This is a genomic window from Zoogloea sp. (assembly GCF_028693495.1).
Classification (GTDB): Bacteria; Pseudomonadota; Gammaproteobacteria; order Burkholderiales; family Rhodocyclaceae; genus Zoogloea.
This window is the reverse complement of sequence record NZ_JAQUVG010000024.1, coordinates 15,446-37,455: the sequence shown is the minus strand read 5'-3', so window position 1 is coordinate 37,455 and position 22,010 is coordinate 15,446. Positions and strand designations below refer to the sequence as shown.

At 62.7% G+C, this 22,010-nt stretch carries 14 protein-coding genes; 13 read left to right on the top strand and 1 reads right to left on the bottom strand.

Translation table 11 applies throughout. The features are described from left to right. The 7 genes from PHD22_RS06175 to pelG form a co-directional block, all read left to right on the top strand. Positions 1–1,767, top strand: a 1,767-nt coding sequence (locus PHD22_RS06175) for a hypothetical protein (RefSeq protein ID WP_299863811.1), incomplete at its 5' end; no start/stop codon positions are given. Positions 1,768–1,789: 22 nt separating this feature from the next. Then, on the top strand, positions 1,790–5,461 hold the full coding sequence (locus PHD22_RS06170; RefSeq protein WP_299863809.1) for a tetratricopeptide repeat protein: 3,672 nt from the start codon (positions 1,790–1,792) through the stop codon (positions 5,459–5,461). Between the two features lie 19 nt (positions 5,462–5,480). Then, a complete protein-coding gene (locus tag PHD22_RS06165) occupies positions 5,481–6,020 on the top strand; it encodes a hypothetical protein (protein ID WP_299863807.1) in 540 nt (179 codons plus the stop codon). Between the two features lie 20 nt (positions 6,021–6,040). Beyond that, entirely contained in the window at positions 6,041–7,369 is a 1,329-nt protein-coding gene (locus PHD22_RS06160) for a PelD GGDEF domain-containing protein (RefSeq protein ID WP_299863805.1), read from the top strand. Then, positions 7,356–8,372 (top strand): hypothetical protein, encoded by a 1,017-nt coding sequence (locus tag PHD22_RS06155; RefSeq protein ID WP_299863803.1) that lies wholly within the window; start codon positions 7,356–7,358, stop codon positions 8,370–8,372. Before PHD22_RS06160 ends, PHD22_RS06155 begins: the two co-directional genes overlap by 14 nt. Further along, complete coding sequence (gene pelF / locus PHD22_RS06150) at positions 8,369–9,910, top strand: GT4 family glycosyltransferase PelF (protein ID WP_299863801.1); 1,542 nt, start codon at positions 8,369–8,371, stop codon at positions 9,908–9,910. Before PHD22_RS06155 ends, pelF begins: the two co-directional genes overlap by 4 nt. Continuing rightward, positions 9,910–11,280, top strand: coding sequence for an exopolysaccharide Pel transporter PelG (gene pelG / locus PHD22_RS06145; protein ID WP_299863799.1), 1,371 nt, complete (start codon positions 9,910–9,912; stop codon positions 11,278–11,280). The genes pelF and pelG overlap by 1 nt, the downstream gene beginning before the upstream one ends. A gap of 27 nt (positions 11,281–11,307) precedes the next feature. Here pelG and PHD22_RS06140 read toward each other — a convergent pair whose 3' ends face one another. Then, a complete protein-coding gene (locus tag PHD22_RS06140) occupies positions 11,308–12,192 on the bottom strand; it encodes a hypothetical protein (RefSeq protein ID WP_299863797.1) in 885 nt (294 codons plus the stop codon). Between the two features lie 736 nt (positions 12,193–12,928). On the opposite strand from PHD22_RS06140, the gene PHD22_RS06135 reads away from it, so the two are divergent. The 6 genes from PHD22_RS06135 (at position 12,929) to PHD22_RS06110 (ending at position 22,004) form a co-directional block, all read left to right on the top strand. After that, complete coding sequence (locus PHD22_RS06135) at positions 12,929–13,135, top strand: helix-turn-helix domain-containing protein (protein ID WP_239910064.1); 207 nt, start codon at positions 12,929–12,931, stop codon at positions 13,133–13,135. A gap of 22 nt (positions 13,136–13,157) precedes the next feature. Then, on the top strand, positions 13,158–14,795 hold the full coding sequence (locus PHD22_RS06130; protein WP_299863790.1) for an ATP-binding protein: 1,638 nt from the start codon (positions 13,158–13,160) through the stop codon (positions 14,793–14,795). Between the two features lie 215 nt (positions 14,796–15,010). Then, positions 15,011–16,585: a type I restriction-modification system subunit M gene (locus PHD22_RS06125; protein ID WP_299863788.1), complete on the top strand. Its 1,575-nt coding sequence runs from the start codon at positions 15,011–15,013 to the stop codon at positions 16,583–16,585. Beyond that, entirely contained in the window at positions 16,582–17,871 is a 1,290-nt protein-coding gene (locus PHD22_RS06120; protein WP_299863785.1) for a restriction endonuclease subunit S, read from the top strand. The genes PHD22_RS06125 and PHD22_RS06120 overlap by 4 nt, the downstream gene beginning before the upstream one ends. Positions 17,872–17,883: 12 nt before the next feature. Continuing rightward, positions 17,884–18,909, top strand: coding sequence for a virulence RhuM family protein (locus tag PHD22_RS06115; protein ID WP_299863782.1), 1,026 nt, complete (start codon positions 17,884–17,886; stop codon positions 18,907–18,909). After that, the gene (locus PHD22_RS06110; protein ID WP_299863779.1) at positions 18,906–22,004 is read left to right on the top strand and encodes a type I restriction endonuclease subunit R; all 3,099 of its coding nucleotides are present in this window, start codon (positions 18,906–18,908) and stop codon (positions 22,002–22,004) included. The genes PHD22_RS06115 and PHD22_RS06110 overlap by 4 nt, the downstream gene beginning before the upstream one ends. Positions 22,005–22,010 lie beyond the last annotated feature (6 nt).

Here is a 22,010-nt window from a genome sequence, read left to right as displayed (position 1 = left end):
GTGACCTGGTTTGACGGAGCTGTCGAACCCCGTCCCCGACAGGTGCTGGCCGCCTGGCTGGCTGCCCGCATCGAGGAGGGCGTGCGGGTGGCGGTGATCGGGGACCGGGGGCACCTCAAGACCCAGCCCCTGGCCATGATCACTGGTCTGCGGGCAGCGCCGCAGCCCCGAGGCAGCCTGCGGATCAGCCACCGGAGCAAGGAAATCGGCCTGGAGTTGGAGCCCATCCCGTCTCCGCCCCCGAACCCCCTGGTCATCGACGCTCCGGATTTCACTCCGTGGCTGAGCCTGACGGACACCGCTGGGCGCCGCTATGACGAAGTCTTCATCGCGCCCTGGGGAGGCGTCATGCCCGGGCGCTACGGGGTGATGGAGATGCCGGGGGGGCTGGACCAGTTCCGCTGGGTAACCGATCCCTTTGCCTTCCTGACAGCGGCCCTGGCCCTGCCGTCCCTGCCGGTACCGGATACCACCACCGAGAATGGCCGCCGCCTGCTGTTTGCCCACGTGGACGGAGACGCCTTCCCTTCCCGGGCGGAGATGCCCGGTAAGCTGCTCGCCGCGGAGGTCCTGCAGCGGGACATCCTTGAGCGCTACCGCATCCCCCACGCCATGTCGGTGATCGAGGCCGAAGTGGCCCCACACGGGCTCTACCCCCGGGAGTCGGCTGAGATGGAGGGCGTTGCTCGGCGCATGTTCGCGCTCCCCCACGTGGAGATCGCCAGTCACAGCTACACCCACCCCTTCTACTGGGAGGACACGGCGGCCGGCAAGGTCAGCGTTGCCGCCCAGGGCTATACCCTGGCGCCCCAGGATTATGTCCCCAGCCTGGAGCGGGAGATCCTGGGCTCCGCCGGGTACATCCGCCAGCGTCTGGCACCGCGGGAGAAGCCCGTCAGCCTGATGTTGTGGACCGGTAATGCAGCCCCCACCGGGCGTGCCCTCGAGGTGGCAGAGCAGGGGGGAATGCTCAACCTGAACGGCGGCAACACCATCATCACCCGGGCCTACCCCAGCCTCACCGCGATCTCCCCCCTGGGAGTCCGTCATCCCCAGGGGTTTCACGTGTATGCGCCAATCATGAACGAGAACGTGTTCACGAACCTGTGGACCGGGCCGTACTATGGTTTCGAGCGGGTCATCGAGACCTTTCAGATGACCGGCTCTCCCCGTCGCATCAAGCCCATCGACATTTATTATCACACCTACTCCGCCAGCAAGCCGGCATCCCTGCGGGCTTTGCACAAGGTGTATGGCTGGGCGATGGCCCAGCCAGTCCACCCGGTCTTTCCCAGCGAGTTTGTCCGCAAGGCCATGAACTTCAATTCCGTGGTCCTGGCCCGGCCAGTGGGTGGGAACGCCCTGCTGGTGCGCAATGCGGTTCATCTGCGGACCCTGAGGGCGCCGGCCGGGCTGGGGGTTCCCGATATGGCTGCCAGTCGTGGTCTGGCTGGCTGGCGGGCGGGGGAGGAGGGGCGATATCTGCACCTGGCCGACAGCCGGGCCGAGATCCGCTTCGCTCCGGCCGCAAACCGCCTGCCCATGCTCCATTCCGCCAACGCCCGCCTGTCCCGCTGGAAGGCGGTCGACAAGGGGCTGCAGTTCCGTCTCCAGGGCCATCAGGCCCTCGAGCTCGAACTGGTCCATCCGCCCCAGTGCCTCCTGAGCAGCGCCGGCAAGACGCTTCCGGGCAGCAGCAGGGACAAGCAGCATTTCCTCTATCGGACTTCCCATGCAGCCGCGGACTTCGATCTTCGTTGCCCCTAGCCGGGAGGGGCGGCCGCGGGTCTTGTCGCCCCGTGCACTGGTGGTTTTCGGTGTCCTGGTGGGGCTCGTTTTCATCCTGATGTTCCCCAACCCCACGCTGGAGCGTTCCGCCATCGAATCCCGTCGGGGCGATCTGCTGACCGTGGCGTACCTGTCCAATCTGCTGCGCACCGACCCAGACAATGCCGAGCTGCGGTTCGCACTGGCCAGCCAGCAGATTTCCCGTAACGAGACCCAGGCCGCCCGGGACACCCTGCGCCCGCTGCTGGACAGTCCTTTCCCCCAGTTGCGCGCCGGCTCCCACTGGCGGGACTGGCTGAGTTACCGGCAGGCCTGGTTGCGGGCAGAGGAGGGCTCGGCCCTCAAGATGGCCTTGGAGGGCGCCATGCTGGCCCGCCTTCGGGAATTGTCCGCCGAAGACTGGCCTGAGGACATGCAGATCAGCATCCTCCAGGAGGCCATGGCCCTGGGGGAGCGGGCACTGGTGGTGGACATGCTGAAGCGCCTGGCCCATCGTCCCGGCAGCGCGTTTGATGCGGGCTGGTATGCGGAAGGGGCCCGCGGCCTGCTGGCTTTCGGGGACTACCGTGGGGCGGCTGAGCTGTTCCTGCTGGCCCGTCAGCGGGCCACCCGCCTGCAGGCCCGCCGGGAGCACTTCCTGGCCGCCGTGCACACCCTGCAGGCCGGCAACCTGCTGGACGAAGCCATTGCCACCGCCGAGCGTGAGCTGGGTGACCTGGGCGAGGATACGGAGACCCTCTACGCCCTGGTGGTCCTGGCGCGGGCCTGCAACCGGCCGGATGTGGCGGATCGTCTTGCCAGGCGCATGATCCGTCTGTCCCTGCGGGATCAGTGGATGCGTTGGCTGGCCTGGGAGGAAGGGCGCGGTGGGGGCGTTCGTCCCACCGCAGGGGAGATGGGGCCACCCCTGGCGCCCCCGGGCCTGGCCTTCGACGAGCGGATCTATGGCCTGGCATACGAGGCCTTCGTGGGCAACCGGAATCTGGCGGATGCCTACCGGGTGGCCGAGTCGGCTGTCCGTCAGCGTCCCGATGATCTGGCCTGGCGCGAGCGTCTGGCTCAGGCTGCGGAATGGTCGGGCAAACCAGAGAAAGCCCTTGAGCAGTGGCAGGTGCTGGCTACCAGGAAAGGGAGCCGGGAGGCGTGGGAAGCGATCCTGCGCCTTGCCCCGGGGCTCACCGACGATGCCGCGCTGCTCCCGGCCCTGCTCTGGCGCTACCGGACCCAGGGTCGGGATCCTGCGCAGCTCAAGGAGGTGATTGCCACTTATGAGCGGCTGGGTCTGGCCTCGGAGGGCGTGGCCTTCCTGCAGGGGGAAGCGCGGGGCAAGGCATCCCTGGTCGTGCTCGAGGCCCTGGAGCGGCTGGCCGAGCGGGCCGGCGAGGTGGATCTGGCCATCGACACCTTACTGCGCATCGAAGCCCAGGCCGGACCCGAGCCCCGCCGGGCCGAGCGTATCGTCGGCCTGCTGGTCCGCGAGGGACGGGTCGAGGAGGCTTTTCAGGCCCTGGAGCGGGCCAGGGCGGTCACGCCGGGAGACGACCAGGACTTCTGGCGACTCCATGGAGAGGTGGCCGTATTTGCGGAAAAAAAGGACGCTGCGCGCGACAGTTACCGCCGCATCGTTGCTTTCGAAGACGCCAGTGCCCTGGAGTTTACCCGCTACATCGAGCTGCTGCGGGAGAGTGACCCCGTCGCTGCGGCGGCCATGGCCGAAAAAGCCTGGCACCGCCTGGGCGGGCTGGATGCCCTGCTGCGGGTCCTCGATCATTATTCAGAGCTGGGGCGTCAGGGGGACATCGGACGCCTGCTGGCGGGTCTCGACGCTGGCCAGCGCCAGGAAGCGGAGGCTTCGGTCCGTTTCCTCACCTTGCGGGGTCGGCACCATGAACAGCAGGGGCGTCGGGCTCAGGCTCGCCAGGACTACCTGCGGGCCCTGCGCCTTCAGCCGGCCGCAGAGGGGGTCCGTGAAGCCCTGCTCTGGCTGCTCATCGACGGCAACGATACGGTGACACTCCGTGCCGTGCTGGCCAGTCACGAGGAAACCTGGTCGGCGGATGAATCCCTGCAGGATGTGCTGGCCGCCGCCTGGCTGGCGCTGTCCCGTCCCCAGCGGGCCCTGGATCGTTATTACACGCCCCGGGTGCGGGCACATCAGGGCGATTTCCTGTGGATGCTGACCTATTCGGACGCCCTTGAGCAGAACGGCGAAACGGAGCGGGCCTGGCGCCTGCGGGAGGGGCTGTGGCGCCAGGAGCAGCGTGTGATGCGGGAGCCCAGCGAGGAGGAGCTCACGGTCGTACGCCGGCTGGCCCGTCAGCGCCTGGCCCGGGCTGCCCGACCGGGGGATGGCGCCCACGCGGTACTGCGGGAAATCCTGCGCCTCGACCGCAAACCGGGCGACGCCCTCAGCCCCGCGGCCCGGGAGCTGGTCCTGGCCTGGTTCATCGACCAGGGGCAGATGGAGGGCGTGCGGGGTTTCCTGTGGCACCAGTACGGACGCAATCTGGCCCGTCCCCTGTGGGCGGAGACCACGGCGGCCCTGGGCAGCGTGGATCACCCGGAAGCGGGGCGTCTCCTGGAGCAATGGGACGAGCGCCTTCCCCGCTACGACCGGGTGAACCTGGCCCGCCTGGCCGGGGTGCCTGCCGTTGCAGCGAGTGCCGCTTTTGAAGCCATGGATATCCAGCGGGACGACGAGACCAGCCACCTCCAGCTCACGGAAGTGATGCTCGACCAGGCCGACCGGACTGATCTGGATCTCGCCCTGCGCAAGCTGGGGAGTCTGGAAGAGCAGGCCGGCGGCCTGAAGGTGGACGGGGCGCTGGGCCCCCAGCTCCGCCTCGCGGTGGAACTGGGCAGCGTCTCCCGGGAGATCCTGGACCGCAGCTACTTCAGCGCCCTGCCGGGGATGGAGACACTCGGCATGCTCCGGCTGGGCTGGCGCCATGACGATGGGACCACCCGGATCGCGGTCGGCCGCAGGGAAAGTCTGGAGTCCTACACCCCCATCCTGCTGGAGCGGGAGCAGAACCTGGGACGTCACCTGACCCTCACCGTTAGCGCAGGGCGTGATCAGCCTGCTACCGAGAACGCCGCCCTGCGGGTGGCCGGCCTGCGGGATCAGCTCGGCGTGAGCCTGGGGCTCCGGCTGTCTGTCCGGGACACCCTCAGCCTGCAGCTGGACGAGTTCCGCTATCGGGCCCAGAACGGCCTGCCGGTGGGAGAGGCCCGCCTCTGGCAGGCCGGGTATGCCCATGCCTTCCGGGTCGAGCTGCCGGATCTGGTGGGCAACCTCTTTGCCAGCCGTTACGAGGCCGACACGGACGTGAACCTCGCGGATCCCCGGGCAGCGGACATCAAGAACCGCCTGTTTGCCACCACCCGCCTGGACGCCACGGCGCTGGCGCCCCAGGGCTTCACCCTCTATGGTGCGCGCCTGTCTTCCAACCTGCGTCTGGCTACCGATTACACCCGGGCGCCGCGGCCTTTCTGGTCGGTCGGATTGCTGCGCAACAGCGTGGTGGGCACCGGATATGACTATGCCCTCGGGGTTGCCGGCAGCCTGCTCGGCAACGACCACCTGTCCGCAGGCTTCCGGGAGGACAAGGGGGGCACCGGCACTTTTGCCCGGACCCGCCAGTTCTCCCTGCATTACCGTTACTACTATTGATCGAAACGAGGTTGCCACCATGTTCCGCCTGCCGAAAACGATGCTTGCCCGACTCCTGCTGCCGTGCCTTGCGGCCCTGCTGACCGCCTGTTCGGTCACCGACCGGGCCCCTGCTGTCCGTCTGGAGCCGGATGCGCGCTGGGTTGTCCTGCCCTTCGCCAACGTCACCGAAACACCCTTTGCCGGTCAGCGGGCGGAAGCCGTCAGCGAAGGCTTGCTGCGGGTTCTGGGGGTGGCCGATGTGAGGCGCTACCCGGCCAGTCTGGCCAGCGACAACCTCTTCGACAACGGGGCCCCCAAGGATGCCGACAAGTCACTGGAGTGGGCCCGCAGCCAGGGGGCGCGCTATGCGCTGACCGGCACTGTGGATGAGTGGCGCTACAAGGTCGGGGTGGATGGGGAACCGGCGGTCGGGGTGACCCTGTCCATCGTGGAGGTGAGCGATGGCCGGGTGTTGTGGAGTGCGGTAGGTGCCAAAAGCGGCTGGAGCCGGGATGCCCTGTCGGCGGTGGCCCAGACCCTGATCAAGTCCCTGCTGACGCCGGCCGTGCGGCCCTGACGGAGCAGACGCACCTGTCCATGAAGATCAAGTCCCTGCTCACGCCGGTGGGCCCCATCGGGCCGGCAGCCGTCGCGGAAATCCTGCTGGTGCCCTTGCTCGGGGTGGCCCTGTGCCTGTGGGTCAACCCGAACGATCCCTTCTTCACCCGTGGTCCCTTTCCCTGGGTGGCCCTGGGGCCGGTGGTGGTGGCCCTGCGCTATGGGGCGGTGGCCGGTATCGGGTCCGCCCTGGTGGTGCTGGCGGGCTGGTTCGGCCTGGCGCGGGCAGAGCTGGTGGATCCGCGGATTCCCCAGGACGAATTCCTCGGCAATCTGGTGCTCATCATGATCTGCGGGGAATTCAGCTCCCTGTGGGGTAACCGGGTACGCCGGGCGGAGGTGCTCCAGCACTATGTGGCCGGGCGCCTTGATCATCTCACCCATCAGCACTACCTGTTGCGCCTCTCCCATGACCGTCTGGAGCAGGATCTGATCTCCCGTCCGGTGTCCATGCGGGATGCCCTGCTCAACCTGCGCCGGGCCACTTCCCTGCCGCCCGTCCGGGCGGGGGCGCTGCCGGCGGGAGATGAGCTGCTGCGCCTCCTGTCCCAGTACTGCCAGATCGAGACGGCGGCCCTGGTGTGCATCCAGGAGGGCCAGCTGGCCCCCGAGCCCGACCACATCCTGGGGCACAGCGTCGAGCTGGATCGCACCGACCCCCTCATCCTCTATGCCCTGGAGCGGGAGGCCCTTTCCCACGTGGCCCTGGAGGAGGTGGAGCAGCGGGGGCGCACGCGCTACCTGGTCGCCGTGCCCCTCAAGGACGCCGCCCAGCGCCTGCACGGCATGCTGGTGATCGAGCGGATGCCCTTCTTCGCGCTCCACGAGGAGTCGCTGCAGATGCTCAATCTGCTGGTGGGTTATTACGCAGACAGTCTCAACCTGACCCGGATCGCCGAGCCGGTATTGCAGGCCGTCCCGTCCTGTCCGCCGGCCTTTGCCGGGGAGCTGATGCGCTTGTGGCATATCCGTCAGGATTCCGGCGTGAGAAGCGCCCTGGTGGCCCTGGAGTTCCGCCGCCTGTCTGGTTTCGAGGATCTGCCCCAGCAGATCGCCCGCCTGCAGCGGGGGCTGGACGCGGTCTGGGCGTGCGAGGGGGAGCAGGACCGCTTGTTGATCACGCTGATGCCGCTGGCCGGCGAGAGTGCCACCGAGGGTTATCTGAGTCGTATCGAAGCGTGGCTGCAGCAGAGCCGTGGCGTCACCCTGGCCGAGGCCGGGGTCGCCAGTCGTGTGCTGCTGCTGGAGGAAGACGCGCCGGAAACGCTGCTCCGTCACCTGCTTGGACAATGTCATGTTCCAGTATAAGTTCGGCCTGACGGCCCTGGCCCTGGAGCTGGGCGTATGGCTGCAACTGATGGCCGGCCGCTCCGACGATCTGTCGCTGCTCATTTACTGCACGGCACATGCGGGCGCCAGCGCGCTGCTGACCCTGGCGGTCTGGCCCCTGTTGCCGAAGGCCGTGGCCCGGGTGCGCCCGGGGGTGTTCGGACTCATCTGGAGCATCAGCTTCTTCGTGCCCGTCTTCGGCTTTCTGGCGGTGATCCTGGCCATCTTTGCACTCCCCCTGCTGCCTGGACAGGGCGAGCGCCTGCATTTCCGGGCGGTCCCGCTCCCCGCTCTGGATCCCCATGAAAAGCAGGACATGAACAGCTTCCGGCAGGCGGGCGTGCGCCAGTTCCTCAAGAACCAGCAGGTGCCCGTTCCCCAGCGCCTGCGTGCCGTGGTGGCTTTGGGCAATGCACCCAGCGCGGTTTCCAACCCCATGCTGCGGGAGCTCCTCAATGATGCGGCCGAGGATCTGCGCCTGCTGGCCTACGGCATGCTCGACACCCGGGAAAAGAAGATCAACGCGGCCATCCACGCGGAACGCCAGCAGCACGCCCGGGCGCCCGACGAGGCAGCCCGTCTGCTGGCGGCCCGGCGCCTGTCCAGCCTGTACTGGGAGCTGATCTACCAGGGGCTGGTGCAGGGGGACCTGATGGAGCATGCCGCATCCGAATGCCTGCGTTACACCCGCGAGCTGCTGATGGTGTCCCCAACCGATGCCGGCCTGGCCCTGCAGCATGGGCGTCTGCTGCATCATCTGCGTCGTTTCGATGAAGCCGAGGCGGCCTTCCGGGGCGCTGCAGCCCTGGGCCTGCCGCCCCCACGGGTCGAGCCTTACCGGGCCGAGCTGGCCTTTGAGCGGCGGGATTTTGCCGAAGTGCGGCGCCTGATCGACAACCTGGACCACTGGCAGGGCCTGGCCCGGCTGACCCCGGTGGTGAAACTGTGGCGCCAGCGTCCGGCGCAGGAGCAGGGCGCATGACCCCGACCGACGATGTGTTTCCCAAGGCGGCGGAGGCCGATGTGGCCCTGCTGCTGGAGGGCACCTTTCCTTACGTGTCCGGGGGGGTGTCCAGCTGGGTGAACCAGATCATCCGGGCCTTTCCGGAGATCCGCTTTGCCATTGTGTTCCTGGGGAGCCGGCGCTCCGACTACGGAGCGCCCAAATATGCCATTCCCGACAACGTGGTGCACCTGGAAACCCATTTTCTCCACGATGACATCGCACCGCCGGAGCACGGCGAGAAGCCGCCCGCCCGCCGGGGTGACCGCGAGGCCTACGCCCGGGTGGCCGAGCTCCACGATGGCTTCAAGGGCAAGGGGGGAATCGAGGCCTTTACGCAGATTGCCCGGGAGCTGCAGCCGGGCGGCCGCCTGACCCTGGACGATTTCCTGCGTTCGGAGGTGTCCTGGGAAATGATCACCGACCGCTACCGCCGCTACTGTACCGATCCCAGCTTCGTCGATTACTTCTGGACCGTCCGCATCATGCATCAGCCCCTGTGGCTGCTGGGCAAGGTGGCCAGGGAGTTGATTCCGGTGAAGGCGGTGCACAGCATTTCCACCGGTTACGCAGGCTTCCTGGGGGCCCTGGTGGCCCGCTCCCGGGGTATCCCTCTGGTGTTGTCCGAACACGGCATTTACACCAAGGAGAGGAAGATCGATCTGTATCAGAATGAATGGATCAAGGACAACCGCAATGTGTTCCAGAAGGATCCCGCGACCCTGTCCTACTTCCGCCAGATGTGGATCCGCTTCTTCGAGTGGCTCGGGCGCCTCACCTACGATGCCGCCGATCCCATCATCGCCCTCTACGAGACCAACCGCCTGAGACAGGTGGAAGACGGGGCCCGCCCCGAGCGCACCTTCTGCATTCCCAACGGAATCTCCCTCGGCAAGCTCGCCCCCCTCAGGGACCAGCAGACCGGCACGCCGCCGCCGGTGCTGTGCCTGATCGGCCGGGTGGTGCCGATCAAGGACATCAAGACCTTCATCCGTGCCATGCGCCGGGTGGCCAACCGGATGCCGGAAGCCGAGGCCTGGATTGCCGGGCCGGAAGACGAAGATCCGGGCTATGCCGAGGAATGCCGCAACCTGGCAGAGAGTCTGGGGCTGGCCGACAAGGTCCGCTTCCTGGGGTTTCAGCGGATTGACGAGATCCTGCCCCGGGTGGGGGTGTTGATCCTGTCCTCCATCTCGGAGGCGCTGCCCCTGGTGGTGCTGGAAGGCTATGCCGCCGGCGTGCCGTCCGTGACCACGGATGTGGGCTCCTGCCGTCAGCTGATCTACGGCCTGGGGGCGGACGATGAAGCGCTCGGTGCCGCCGGGCGGGTGGTGGGCATCGCGGATCCTCCTGCCCTGGCCGATGCTGCCCTGGAGCTGCTGGGCAACCCGGCGGCCTGGCAGGCTGCCCGTCAGGCCGGGATCGCCCGCGTCGAGCGTTATTACGCCGACAGGCTGATGTTCGACGCCTACCGCCAGGTGTACCGGCAGGCGCTCGCTGGCGGAGGGCAGGGCTGATGGCCGGCATCGGTTTCGAGCTGCGCAAGCTGCTGCGCAAGGACAGCCTGCTGGGCCTGGTCCAGGCGTATGCCTACGCGGGGGTGATCGGTTCCGGGCCATGGGTGCTGTCCATCGTCGGCATGCTGCTGATCGGCTTCCTGTCGGCCGCGGTGGTGGTGCCGGGCAGCCTCATCACCCAGTTCCAGGTGTCCGTCACCTGGCTGATTGCCATCTCCCTGATCGCTACCGGGGCGGTACAGCTGGCGTTCACCCGCTATATTTCCGACCGCCTGTTCGAGAAGCGCGACGAGCTGGTGCTGAGCAACCTCAACGGTCTGCTGCTGGTGGTGATGGGGCTGTGCGGCAGTGCCGGCCTGGTGCTGGCCTTCACCGCCTTCAGCGGCCATGGCCTGACCTACCGGGTGCTGATGCTGGCCGGCTTCGTGCTGCTGTGCGGCATCTGGGTGGTCACGATCCTGCTGTCGGGTCTCAAGCGTTACAAGCACATCCTCCTGATGTACGCCCTGGGTTACGGACTGACCGTGGTCGTGGCCCTGCTGGCCCGACCCTGGGGCCTCAATGGCCTGATGTTCGGCTTCGTGCTGGGGCACCTGGTCCTCTTCCTGGGCATGTGGCTGATCGTGGCTGCCGGTTATCCCAGCAGCGAAGCGATGAGCTTCGACTTTGCCCGCAAGGAGGCCCGCTACCTCAGCCTGATGGTCATCGGGGTGCTCTACAACCTGGGAGTCTGGACGGACAAGTTCCTGTTCTGGCTTTATCCTCCCACCTCCGAAGCGATCATCGGCCCGTTGCGGGCGTCAGTGATCTACGACCTGCCGGTGTTCATGGCCTACCTGTGCATCCTGCCCGGCATGGCGGTCTTCCTGGTCCGTATCGAGACTGACTTCGTCGAGTACTACGACCGCTTCTTCGATGCCGTGCGGACGGGCGGTTCCCTGGAGTACATCGAGGACATGCGTGACGAAATGGTCTATGCCGTCCGGCAGGGGCTGGCCGAAATCGCCAAGATCCAGGCCCTGGCCCTGCTGTTTGCCGTGGTAGTGGGGCCGGCCGCCCTGGAGGCCCTCGGGATTTCCTCCCTCTACCTGCCCCTGTTCTACATCCAGACCCTGGGTGCGAGCCTTCAGGTGGGCTTTCTGGCGTTGCTCAACGTCTTCTTCTATCTGGACCGGCGCCGTCTGATCCTGGGGCTCACCCTGCTGTTTTGCGTTGCCAACCTGGTGTTCACGTTGATCACTCTCAGGCTCGGCGCCCTGTACTACGGCTACGGTTACGCCGCGGCGGTGCTGCTCGCCCTGGTGTGTGGCCTGTATTTCCTGGACCGCCGCCTGGGCAAGCTGGAATACGAGACCTTCATGCTGCAGTAGCCGGGGGCCCCAGCGTGGGCACAGGGGTCACGGGATGTGCTCCCCGGCAGGGGGCGATCCCGCCCAGCAGCCGCTCATCAGGCCCTCCGGACGCTGCCGGGCGCTCACCAGGGCGCATTGCGCCCAGCTGTTCATCCGCACATCCAGCCCGGCAAACACCCCATAGCCGTCTCCCGCCCGAATTTCGTCGCCCGCCTGCAGGCTTTCTCCTGCCCGGATGCTGCCCTCGGCCAGGATTGCCCCCCCCGCCCGAATTCCCCAGCCGGCTTCCAGATGGGATGCGCAGCGGATCGTGCCTCCGGTGCTGATGCCATGACCCGTGTGGAGGCCGGCGCTGGTCATCAGGTCTTCGCCGGTCTGGAGGCCTTTGCGGATGCGTACCTCGCCGTCTGCCTCCAGATCGAGCCCGATGACCACATTGCCCCCGGCCTGCAGGGGGCCACACTGCACCGCCCAGCCCGCCCGCAGATCCCGGCCGCAGCGGATCTGCTCTGCGGCCCGGACGCCCCAGCCCGCCCGCAGGTCGCAGCCCACGTCGATCCAGCCGCCGGAGTGAATGCTCCCCTCCACCTTCAGGTCTTCCCCTGCCCGGATGCCTTCGCCAGCGCGCAAGCCCCCCAGAACCCGGAGGTTCCGGCCGGTCCGGACCAGACCATCCACATGCACGTTGCCGCGGACTTCGAGGGTGCCGGCGAAGACCATCGCCTCCGCATCCAGTTCGTCCAGCGTCCGGACGCCGTCGGTCGGGCCAAACTGATCGAGCAGCCAGCAGGCGTCACCGACCCGCCCGGCCTCCACCAGGGTGTCCAGGATGTCCTGGTAATTGCTGCCTTTCTGAAAATGACGGATGAACCAGCGGAAGCCGTCGGTACAGGGGCGCTTGGCCCGGACAAAAGTGGTTGTGAGATCCATGACATCACCTGACGAATGCATGCCCGCCGTGCAGGGCACAGGGAGAGGAGGCAGTGGTCGTGACGATGAATGTCCTGTACCCGGGATCCGGGGGGGCTCACCCTGAAGGGGCTTGCCGGGACGAATGAAACGGGGGGGCAGGAGTTCCCCGTCACGGCTGCACGTTGAACAGGGCTGCGGATGCATGCCCTGGGCAAGGTGCCGTGCGGGGAGGAGGGTTTTCAGGCTCTCCGGATACCCCGCACGGCCATGGAAAGCACGGCGGGAGACCCTTTGACCTTGAAGGCGAGCTGATGGAAGAGGGCGCCCCGGTCAGGCAGAGCATCCCGGCGGGCACGCCGCACACACCCACTGCAGTGGCGCAGTGAGGTTGCAGGAGGGCGGGAGGGCGTGCTCATGGAAGGGGCTGTCCGTGTTCAGGAAAGGAATGACTGGGACCGATTGTAGGCGACTTGAGCGAGTCCGTCACCCGGGAACGCAGGTGTCGGGGGCGACCGGTGAGGCTGCGCCTGCCTGCAGGCTCTGGCCAATGGGCCTGGTCCCGCGACTGGAGACCGTTTTGAGTGGCACCTTGGAGGCCAGGATGGTCCGGGCGAAATTGCGCGTGTCCTTGAACCCCTACGCCAACTTCTCTGCCGCGTGACTCAACAGCGAAAGGGTGTTTTGCGAGCGCTCTGCTGGTAGACTTAAAACGATCTTCAACGACTTTCACAAACACAGGCAGAGCGCCATCAACATGAGCATTGAACCTTGGGTTACTGCCGAAGACGTTGCCCAGCACCTGGGTGTTGCCAAGGACACCGTTTATCGCTGGAGGGAACGCAAGGGGCTTCCCGCGCATCGTGTCGGACGGCTGTGGAAGTTTCAGCTGTCCGAAGTGGATGAGTGGGTGCGAGCGGGAGGTGCCGATGAAGAATCGGGCGATGGGAGCGAACAAAAATGAATCCAGCAGGGGAAGGTGACGCGTGAGCTTGGAAGGGCAACTCCTTGACCAAAAGTCCTTGCGGGCCGTGACTGGCAAGACGGCGGACTGGAACGAAATCGCTAAGGATTGCATTGCCTTTGCCAATGCAACCGGTGGCCGCCTGCTGCTGGGGATCGAGGATGGCCAGAGCGAGCCTCCCGCCGATCAGCGTATCCCTCCAGACCTGCCAGACACACTGCGTCGCAAGCTGGCAGAGCGCACCGTTAACGTGACAGTGCTTCCGGATGTCACCAGTGCCCCTAATGGTGGCCAATACATCGAATTGCGCATTCCGCGCGCCATGGCCGTTGCATCCACCACCGATGGCCGCTATTTCCTGCGCGTGGCCGATCAAAGCAAGCCGGTAACGGGTGATGACGTGATGCGCCTGGCCAGTGAGCGTTCCGCATTACCGTGGGAAACACAAACCACCTTGCATGTTCCCCGTGCTGAGCTTGATGTCGCCAAACGTGACAGGCTGCTTGCAGCCCTGCGCGCATCGGATCGCGTCAAACCGTCCGTAAAGGAGAAGTCTGACGATGAACTGCTCGATCACTATCAGCTCGCACAAGGACCGAGCCTCACCAACCTGGGCGTGCTCAGTCTCGGCCGCCAACATCATCGCGCCCAACTGACTACCGCTCCGGTCATCCAGTTCATCAAGTACGACGAGCACGGGCAGAAGGTCAACAAGCTGGTCTGGGACGACCACACGCAAAGCCCGATGGAGTTGATCGAAGCGGTCTGGCAGGAGGTGCCGGATTTTCGCGAGCGCTACGAGCTGCCCGATGGCCTGTACCGACAGAACGTGCCTGCCTTCGATGAAATCGTGGTGCGCGAATTGTTGGTCAACGCGTTGGTACATCGTCCCTACACCCAGCGCGGCGACATCTTTTTGAACCTGCATCCAGACCGGCTGGAAGTGGTCAACCCTGGACCGCTACCGCTGGGCGTCTCACCCCAGAACGTGCTCCACACCACGGTCCGCCGTAACGAACACCTGGCACGCCTGTTTCATGATTTGAAACTGATGGAGCGGGAAGGCAGCGGCTTCGACAAGATCTTCGAGATACTGCTCTCACAAGGCCGCCCGGCTCCCGAGTTGATCGAGACCCACGACCGTGTGCAGGTGACAGTGCGCCGCCGCATCCTTAAGCCCGAGGTCATCGACTTCATTGCGAAGGCAGATCAGACCTATCAGCTCACGCAGCGCGAGCGGATCGCATTGGGCTTGTTGGCGCAACACGATGCGCTGACGGCACGCGAGCTGGCAACGTCGCTTGAGCTGCCATCGGTTGAAGCACTGCAACCCTGGCTCAAACGCCTACTGGACTGGCAGTTGGTGCGAAGCGCCGGGCGTACCCAGGCAACACGCTACTTTGTTGACCCCAGCCTGCTGCGCAGCCTCCAGTTCACCGGCGAGACCACCCTCAAACGCATTGAGCCACACCGCTTGGCCGCGCTGGTCTTGGAAGACCTGCAGCGCTACCCCAGTTCGGCCATCAGCGATATCCGCCAACGCGTCGGCGGCGAAATCCACCCCAAGCAGGTCAAGCGCGCGCTGGAAGAGCTGATCGAGCGCCGGCAAGTCCGCTTTGAGGGTAACAACCGCTGGCGGCGGTACTGGGCGGTGGCATGAGCAGCCTATTGGACAACCGGCGTTCTATCGTCGGTAGCTGGGCGATAGAAGCTGGGCGATACGTCGGTGAGTGCCTGAAAAATCAAGGGTTTCTATCAACCCAAGGCGAACAAGGCCGGGCGATAGACCCCGGCCTCTTGCCGTAACAACCCATTTCCTCCCGTTCAAGCGTCAAGCCTGAGCCGGACTCCACGAATCAACACTGGATTTTCAAGATGACAAGCAACGAACAACGCGCCGCCCTGCAGCGCCAGATCTGGGCAATTGCCAACGATGTCCGCGGCGCCGTCGATGGGTGGGACTTCAAGCAGTACGTGCTGGGCACGCTGTTCTATCGCTTCATCAGCGAGAACTTCATCGATTACATCACCGGCGGCGATGCAGCCGTCCATTACGCCGCCATGGCAGACAGTGATCCGAACATTGCGGCCGCCAAAGATGACGCCATCAAGACCAAGGGCTATTTCATCTACCCCAGCCAGCTCTTCGCCAACGTCGCCGCCAAGGCCAACACCAACGAAAGCCTGAACACGGACCTGGCCAACATCTTCAAGGCCATCGAAGCGTCGGCCAGCGGCTACCCCTCCGAACACGACATCAAAGGCCTGTTTGCGGATTTCGACACCACCAGCAACCGCCTGGGCAACACCGTCAAGGACAAGAACGCCCGCCTGGCGGCGGTGCTCAAAGGCGTGGCCGAGCTGGACTTCGGCCATGACTTTTATGAAAACAGCGATGCCAGCCACATCGACCTGTTTGGCGACGCCTACGAATTCCTCATCTCCAACTACGCCGCCAACGCGGGCAAGTCGGGGGGCGAGTTCTTCACCCCGCAGCAGGTCTCCAAGCTGATCGCCCGATTGGCCATGCACGGGCAGAGCAGCATCAACAAGATTTACGACCCGGCCTGTGGCTCCGGCTCGCTGCTGCTGCAAGCCAAAAAGCACTTTGACGCCCACATCATCGAAGAGGGTTTCTTCGGCCAGGAGCTCAACCACACCACCTACAACCTGGCGCGGATGAACATGTTCCTGCACAACGTCAACTACGACAAGTTCAACATCCAGCTGGGCGACACCCTGATCGAGCCGCACTTTGGCGATGACAAGCCCTTTGATGCCATCGTTTCCAACCCGCCGTATTCGGTGAAGTGGATCGGCAGCGACGACCCGACACTGATCAATGACGACCGCTTTGCCCCGGCCGGCGTACTGGCGCCCAAGTCCAAGGCCGACTTTGCCTTCGTGCTGCACGCGCTCAGCTACCTTTCCAGCAAGGGCCGCGCCGCCATCGTCTGCTTCCCCGGCATCTTTTACCGGGGCGGGGCTGAAGCCAAAATCCGCCAGTATCTGGTGGATAACAACTACGTTGAAACCGTGATCTCGCTGGCGCCCAACCTGTTCTACGGCACCACCATCGCGGTGAACATCCTGGTGCTGTCCAAACACAAGACCGATACCGACATCCAGTTCATCGACGCCAGCGGGTTGTTCAAGAAGGGCACCAATAACAACCTGCTGCTGGATGAGCATATCGGTCAAATCATGGCCGTGTTCGACAGCAAGGAAAACGTCGACCACTTCACCAGGTCGGTGCCGTTGGAAGATGTGGCTGCCAACAACTACAACCTGTCGGTCAGCAGCTACGTGGAAGCCAAGGACAACCGTGAAGTGGTGGACATTGCCAAGCTCAATGCGGAACTGAAAACCACCGTTGCCCGGATCGATCAGCTGCGCAAGGACATTGATGCCATTGTGGCGGAGATTGAAGGCGGGGGGGTGGAGGTATGAGCGGCAAGAACTTCTTGGAAAAGCTGCTGGAGGGTGTTGAAGTTGATTGGAGGCCACTAGGCACTCTTGGCGAACTTGTTCGTGGCAATGGACTACAAAAGAAAGACTTTACCGAAACAGGTGTGCCCGCAATTCACTACGGTCAGATTTATACCCATTACGGATTGTCCACGACAGAGACAAAATCTTTCGTTTCGCCTGAGCTGGCAAAACAGCTACGGAAGGTCGATAAGGGCGATGTTGTCATCACGAACACCAGCGAAAACCTTGAGGACGTAGGAAAGGCGCTTGTTTATCTGGGCGAGCGCCAAGCAGTTACGGGTGGACATGCTACTGTCCTCAAGCCCGGAAAAAATTTGCTAGGCAAATACTTCGCTTACTTCACCCAAACAGACGCGTTTTCAGGTGAGAAGAGAAAGCACTCAAAAGGGACGAAGGTGATCGATGTCTCCGCCACCGATATGGCGAAGATTTCAATCCCTATCCCCTGCCCGGATAACCCCAAAAAATCGCTTGAAATCCAGGCCGAAATCGTTCGCATACTGGACAGCTTCGCCGAGCTGACCGCCGAGCTGACCGCCGAGCTGACCGCCCGCAAGAAACAATACAACTACTATCGTGATCAGTTGTTGAGTTTTGAAGAAGGGGAAGTGGAGTGGAAGGCGCTGGGGGAAGTTATCTATTCACTAAAAACAGGGCTAAATCCGCGAAAGAACTTCCAGTTAAACACACCGGATGCCAAAGGATACTACGTGACTGTTCGTGAGATTCAGAACGGTAGAGTTACGTTTCTTGAAAAGACTGACAGGGTAAATGAGCAGGCATTGAAATTGATTAATGGTCGCTCCAATTTGGATGCTGGCGACGTACTTTTTTCCGGCACGGGAACGGTCGGGCGAACGGCTGTGGTTGAACATAAACCAGAGAGCTGGAATATCAAAGAAGGTGTATATGTAATTAAGCCTAAGCAAGAGGAGATATTTCCTAGGTTCCTTGCTCATCTTTTGAATTCTAGAGAAATAGTTAAAGAGTACGGCAAGAAAATTGTGGGAAATCCTGTGGTAAGTTTGCCAATGGGTGATTTGAGGAATTTGAAAATTCCTGTGCCGCCATTGAATAAACAAGCCCGCATCGTCGCCTTTCTCGACAAATTCGACGCCCTGACCAACTCCATCACCGAAGGCTTGCCGCGTGAAATCGAATTGCGCCAGAAGCAATACGAGTATTACCGTGATCTGTTGCTGAGCTTCCCCAAACCAGAAACCGCTTCGGCCGCCAGTGCGTAAAGGGATACGCCCATGCCAAAACACCCGCTCACCCTGCGCGACCAAACCACGGAATTCCTGCTCTACACCGCGCCGAATGGCGCGATCAAGGTGGAGGTCCTGCTCGCCGACGAGACCCTTTGGCTGACCCAGAAGCGCATGGCGGAGTTGTTTGGCGTAGGTGTCCCCGCCATATCCAAGCACCTGAAAAACATCTTTGAAAGCAATGAGTTAGACCCGGATTCAGTTATTTCCGTTTTGGAAACAACTGCCGAAGACGGCAAAAAGTACCAGACCCAGTACTACAACCTGGATGCGGTGATCTCGGTGGGCTACCGCGTCAACTCGGCGCAGGCGACGCAATTCCGCATCTGGGCGACGGCCTTGATCAAGGAGTACATCATCAAGGGTTTTGCCATGGATGATGAGCGGCTGAAGAATGGCCGTTATTTTGGCAAGGACTATTTCCGTGAACTGCTGGAGCGGGTGCGCTCGATCCGTGCCAGCGAGCGGCGGATTTATCAGCAGATCACCGACATTTTTGCCGAATGCAGTATCGATTACGACCCTAAGTCCGAGACGACACGCCTGTTTTACGCCCATGTGCAGGACAAGTTTCATTTTGCGATCACCGGCCACACGGCAGCCGAAATCATTTCGCTGAAGGCAGATGCCAGCAAGCCCCTGATGGGCATGACCACCTACAAGAATGCGCCGGATGGCCGGGTCCTGAAATCCGATTCACTGGTGGCGAAAAATTACTTGAGCGAAGCTGAAATACGGAAACTTGAGCGGGCCGTTTCCGCTTTTTTCGATTACATCGAGGGCATCATCGAGCGGCGCACCAGCTTCACGATGGAGCGCTTTGCCGCAAGCGTGGACAAGTTTCTATCCTTCAACGAATACCGGATTCTGGAAGGCTACGGCAACGTCTCCCGCCAGCAAGCAGAGCAGAAAGCAATTGCCGAATATGAGAAGTTCAACAAGCAGCAGCGCATCGAATCCGATTTCGATCGGGCCATGAAAAAGCTGCGGAAAAGGAAGGACGCCGAAGAATGAACGATTACAGGGCCATCGCCGAGTCAAAGAACTTCATCGTCCTGGACCAGTACATCCGGGAATGGACGGTTGCCGAGGGCTACCAGAGTGAAAGCGATCTGGAGCGCGAGTTCATTCGGGATCTGCAGAATCAGGGTTATGAATATCTGCCTGGCCTGAACACGCCCGAGGCCTTGCTGGCGAATGTGCGCGTCCAGCTGCAAGCACTCAACGCCGTTGAGTTCACCCATGGCGAATGGCTGCGCTTTGTTGAAACCTTCCTCGACAAGCCCAGCGATGGCATCGTCGAGAAGACTCGCAAGATTCACGACGACTACATCCACGATTTTGTCTTTGACGACGGGCGCATCCAGAACATCTACCTGCTGGACAAGAAGAACATCGCCCGCAACAAAGTGCAGGTGATCAAGCAGTTTGAACAGACGGGCAGCCACGCCAACCGCTATGACGTGACGATTCTGGTCAATGGCCTGCCGCTGGTGCAGGTGGAGCTGAAGAAGCGCGGCGTGGCCATCCGCGAAGCCTTCAACCAGGTGCACCGCTACAGCAAGGAGAGCTTCAACAGCGAGCAGTCCCTGTTCAAGTATCTGCAGTTGTTCGTTATTTCCAACGGTACCGACAGCCGCTACTTCGCCAACACCACCCAGCGCAACAAGAACAGCTTCGACTTCACCATGAACTGGGCGAAGGCGGACAACACGCTGATCAAGGACCTGAAGGACTTCACGGCGACCTTCTTCCAGAAGCACACGTTGCTCAACGTGCTGCTGCACTACTCGGTGTTCGACATCAGCAACACGCTGCTGGTGATGCGGCCCTACCAGATCGCGGCCACGGAACGCATTCTGTGGAAGATCAAGAGCAGCCATCAGGCCAAAAACTGGAGCACCACGGAAAGCGGCGGCTTCATCTGGCACACCACCGGCAGCGGCAAGACGCTGACCAGCTTCAAGGCGGCGCGCCTGGCCACCGAGCTGGATTTCATCGACAAGGTGTTCTTCGTAGTGGACCGCAAGGATCTGGACTACCAGACCATGAAGGAATACCAACGGTTCTCGCCGGACAGCGTGAATGGCTCGGACAGCACCGCTGGCCTGAAGCGCAACCTGGAGAAGGACGACAACAAGATCGTCGTCACCACCATCCAGAAGCTCAACAACCTGATGAAGAGCGAGGCCGACTTGCCCATCTACGGCAAGCAGGTGGTGTTCATCTTCGATGAGTGCCACCGGAGCCAGTTTGGCGAAGCCCAGAAGAACCTGAAGAAGAAGTTCAAGAAGTTCTGCCAGTTCGGCTTCACCGGCACGCCTATCTTCCCTGAGAACGCATTGGGCGCTGAGACCACGGCCAGCGTGTTCGGCCGTGAGCTGCATTCGTATGTGATCACCGATGCCATCCGCGACGAGAAGGTGTTGAAGTTCAAGGTGGACTACAACGACGTTCGCCCGCAGTTCAAGGCCATCGAGACCGAACAGGACGAGAAGAAGCTCAGTGCAGCCGAGAACAAGCAGGCGCTGCTGCACCCGGACCGCATCCGCGAGATCACCCAGTACATCCTGAACAATTTCCGGCAGAAGACCCACCGCTTGCATGCGGGTAACAAGGGTTTCAACGCCATGTTTGCCGTCAGCAGCGTGGATGCGGCCAAGCTGTATTACGAGTGCTTCCGGGAGTTGCAGAAGAACAGCGACAAGCCGCTGAAGGTGGCCACCATCTTCTCGTTCGCGGCCAACGAGGAGCAGGACGCGATCGGCGATATCCAGGACGAGAGCTTTGATGTGTCTGCGATGAACAGCAGCGCCAAGGAGTTCCTGAGCGCGGCCATTGCCGACTACAACGCGCTGTTCAAGACCAACTTCAGTGTGGACAGCAACGGCTTCCAGAACTACTACCGCGACCTGGCCAAGCAGGTGAAGGCCAAGGAGATCGACCTGCTCATCGTGGTGGGCATGTTCCTGACCGGCTTTGATGCCCCCACGCTCAATACGCTGTTTGTCGACAAGAACCTGCGCTTCCACGGACTGATGCAGGCCTACTCGCGCACCAACCGCATTTTTGACGCCACCAAGACCTTCGGCAACATCGTCACCTTCCGCGACCTGGAGCAGGCGACCATCGATGCCATCACCCTGTTTGGTGACAAGAACACGCGGAACGTGGTGCTGGAGAAAAGCTACAAGGAGTACATGGAAGGCTTTACCGATGCGGCCACCGGCGAGGCGCGGCGCGGTTTTATGGAGGTGGTGAATGAGCTGGAAGAGCGCTTCCCAGACCCTGCTGCCATTGAAAAAGAAGCAGACAAGAAGGCCTTCGCCAAGCTGTTCGGCGAGTACCTACGCGTCGAGAACGTGCTGCAGAACTATGACGAATTTGCCAGCTTGAAGGAGTTGCAAAGCGTCGATCTGGCCGACCCTGCCGCAGTTGAGGCGTTCAAGGCCAAGCACTACCTGAGTGACGAAGATCTGACCACGCTGCAAGCCATCACGCTCCCGCCCGAGCGGAAGGTGCAGGACTACCGCTCGACCTACAACGATGTACGCGACTGGCTCCGCCGTGAGCAGGCGGGTGCCGAGAAAGAGAAGTCCACCATTGACTGGGATGACGTGGTCTTTGAGGTGGACCTGTTGAAGTCTCAGGAAATCAACCTGGACTACATCCTGGAACTGATCTTCGAGCACAACAAGAAGACCAAGAGCAAGTCTGAGCTGGTGGATGAAGTGCGGCGTGTGATTCGCGCCAGCCTGGGCAACCGCGCGAAAGAAAGTCTGGTGGTGGACTTCATCAACCAGACCGATTTGGACCAGATCGGTGACAAGGCCAGCGTGATCGATGCGTTCTTCAAGTTTGCTCAAGCGGAGCAGCAGCGCGAAGCGCAGGAGTTGATCACCTCCGAGAGCCTCAACGCTGAGGCCGCCAAGCGATACATCACCACCTCACTCAAGCGTGAGTTCGCCAGCGAGAACGGCACGGAGCTCAACGCAGTTCTGCCCAAGATGAGCCCATTGAACCCGCAATTTCTGACCAAGAAGCAGACTGTCCTCCAGAAGATCGCTGCCTTTGTCGAGAAGTTCAAGGGTGTGGGCGGGCAGCTATAAGCGCTT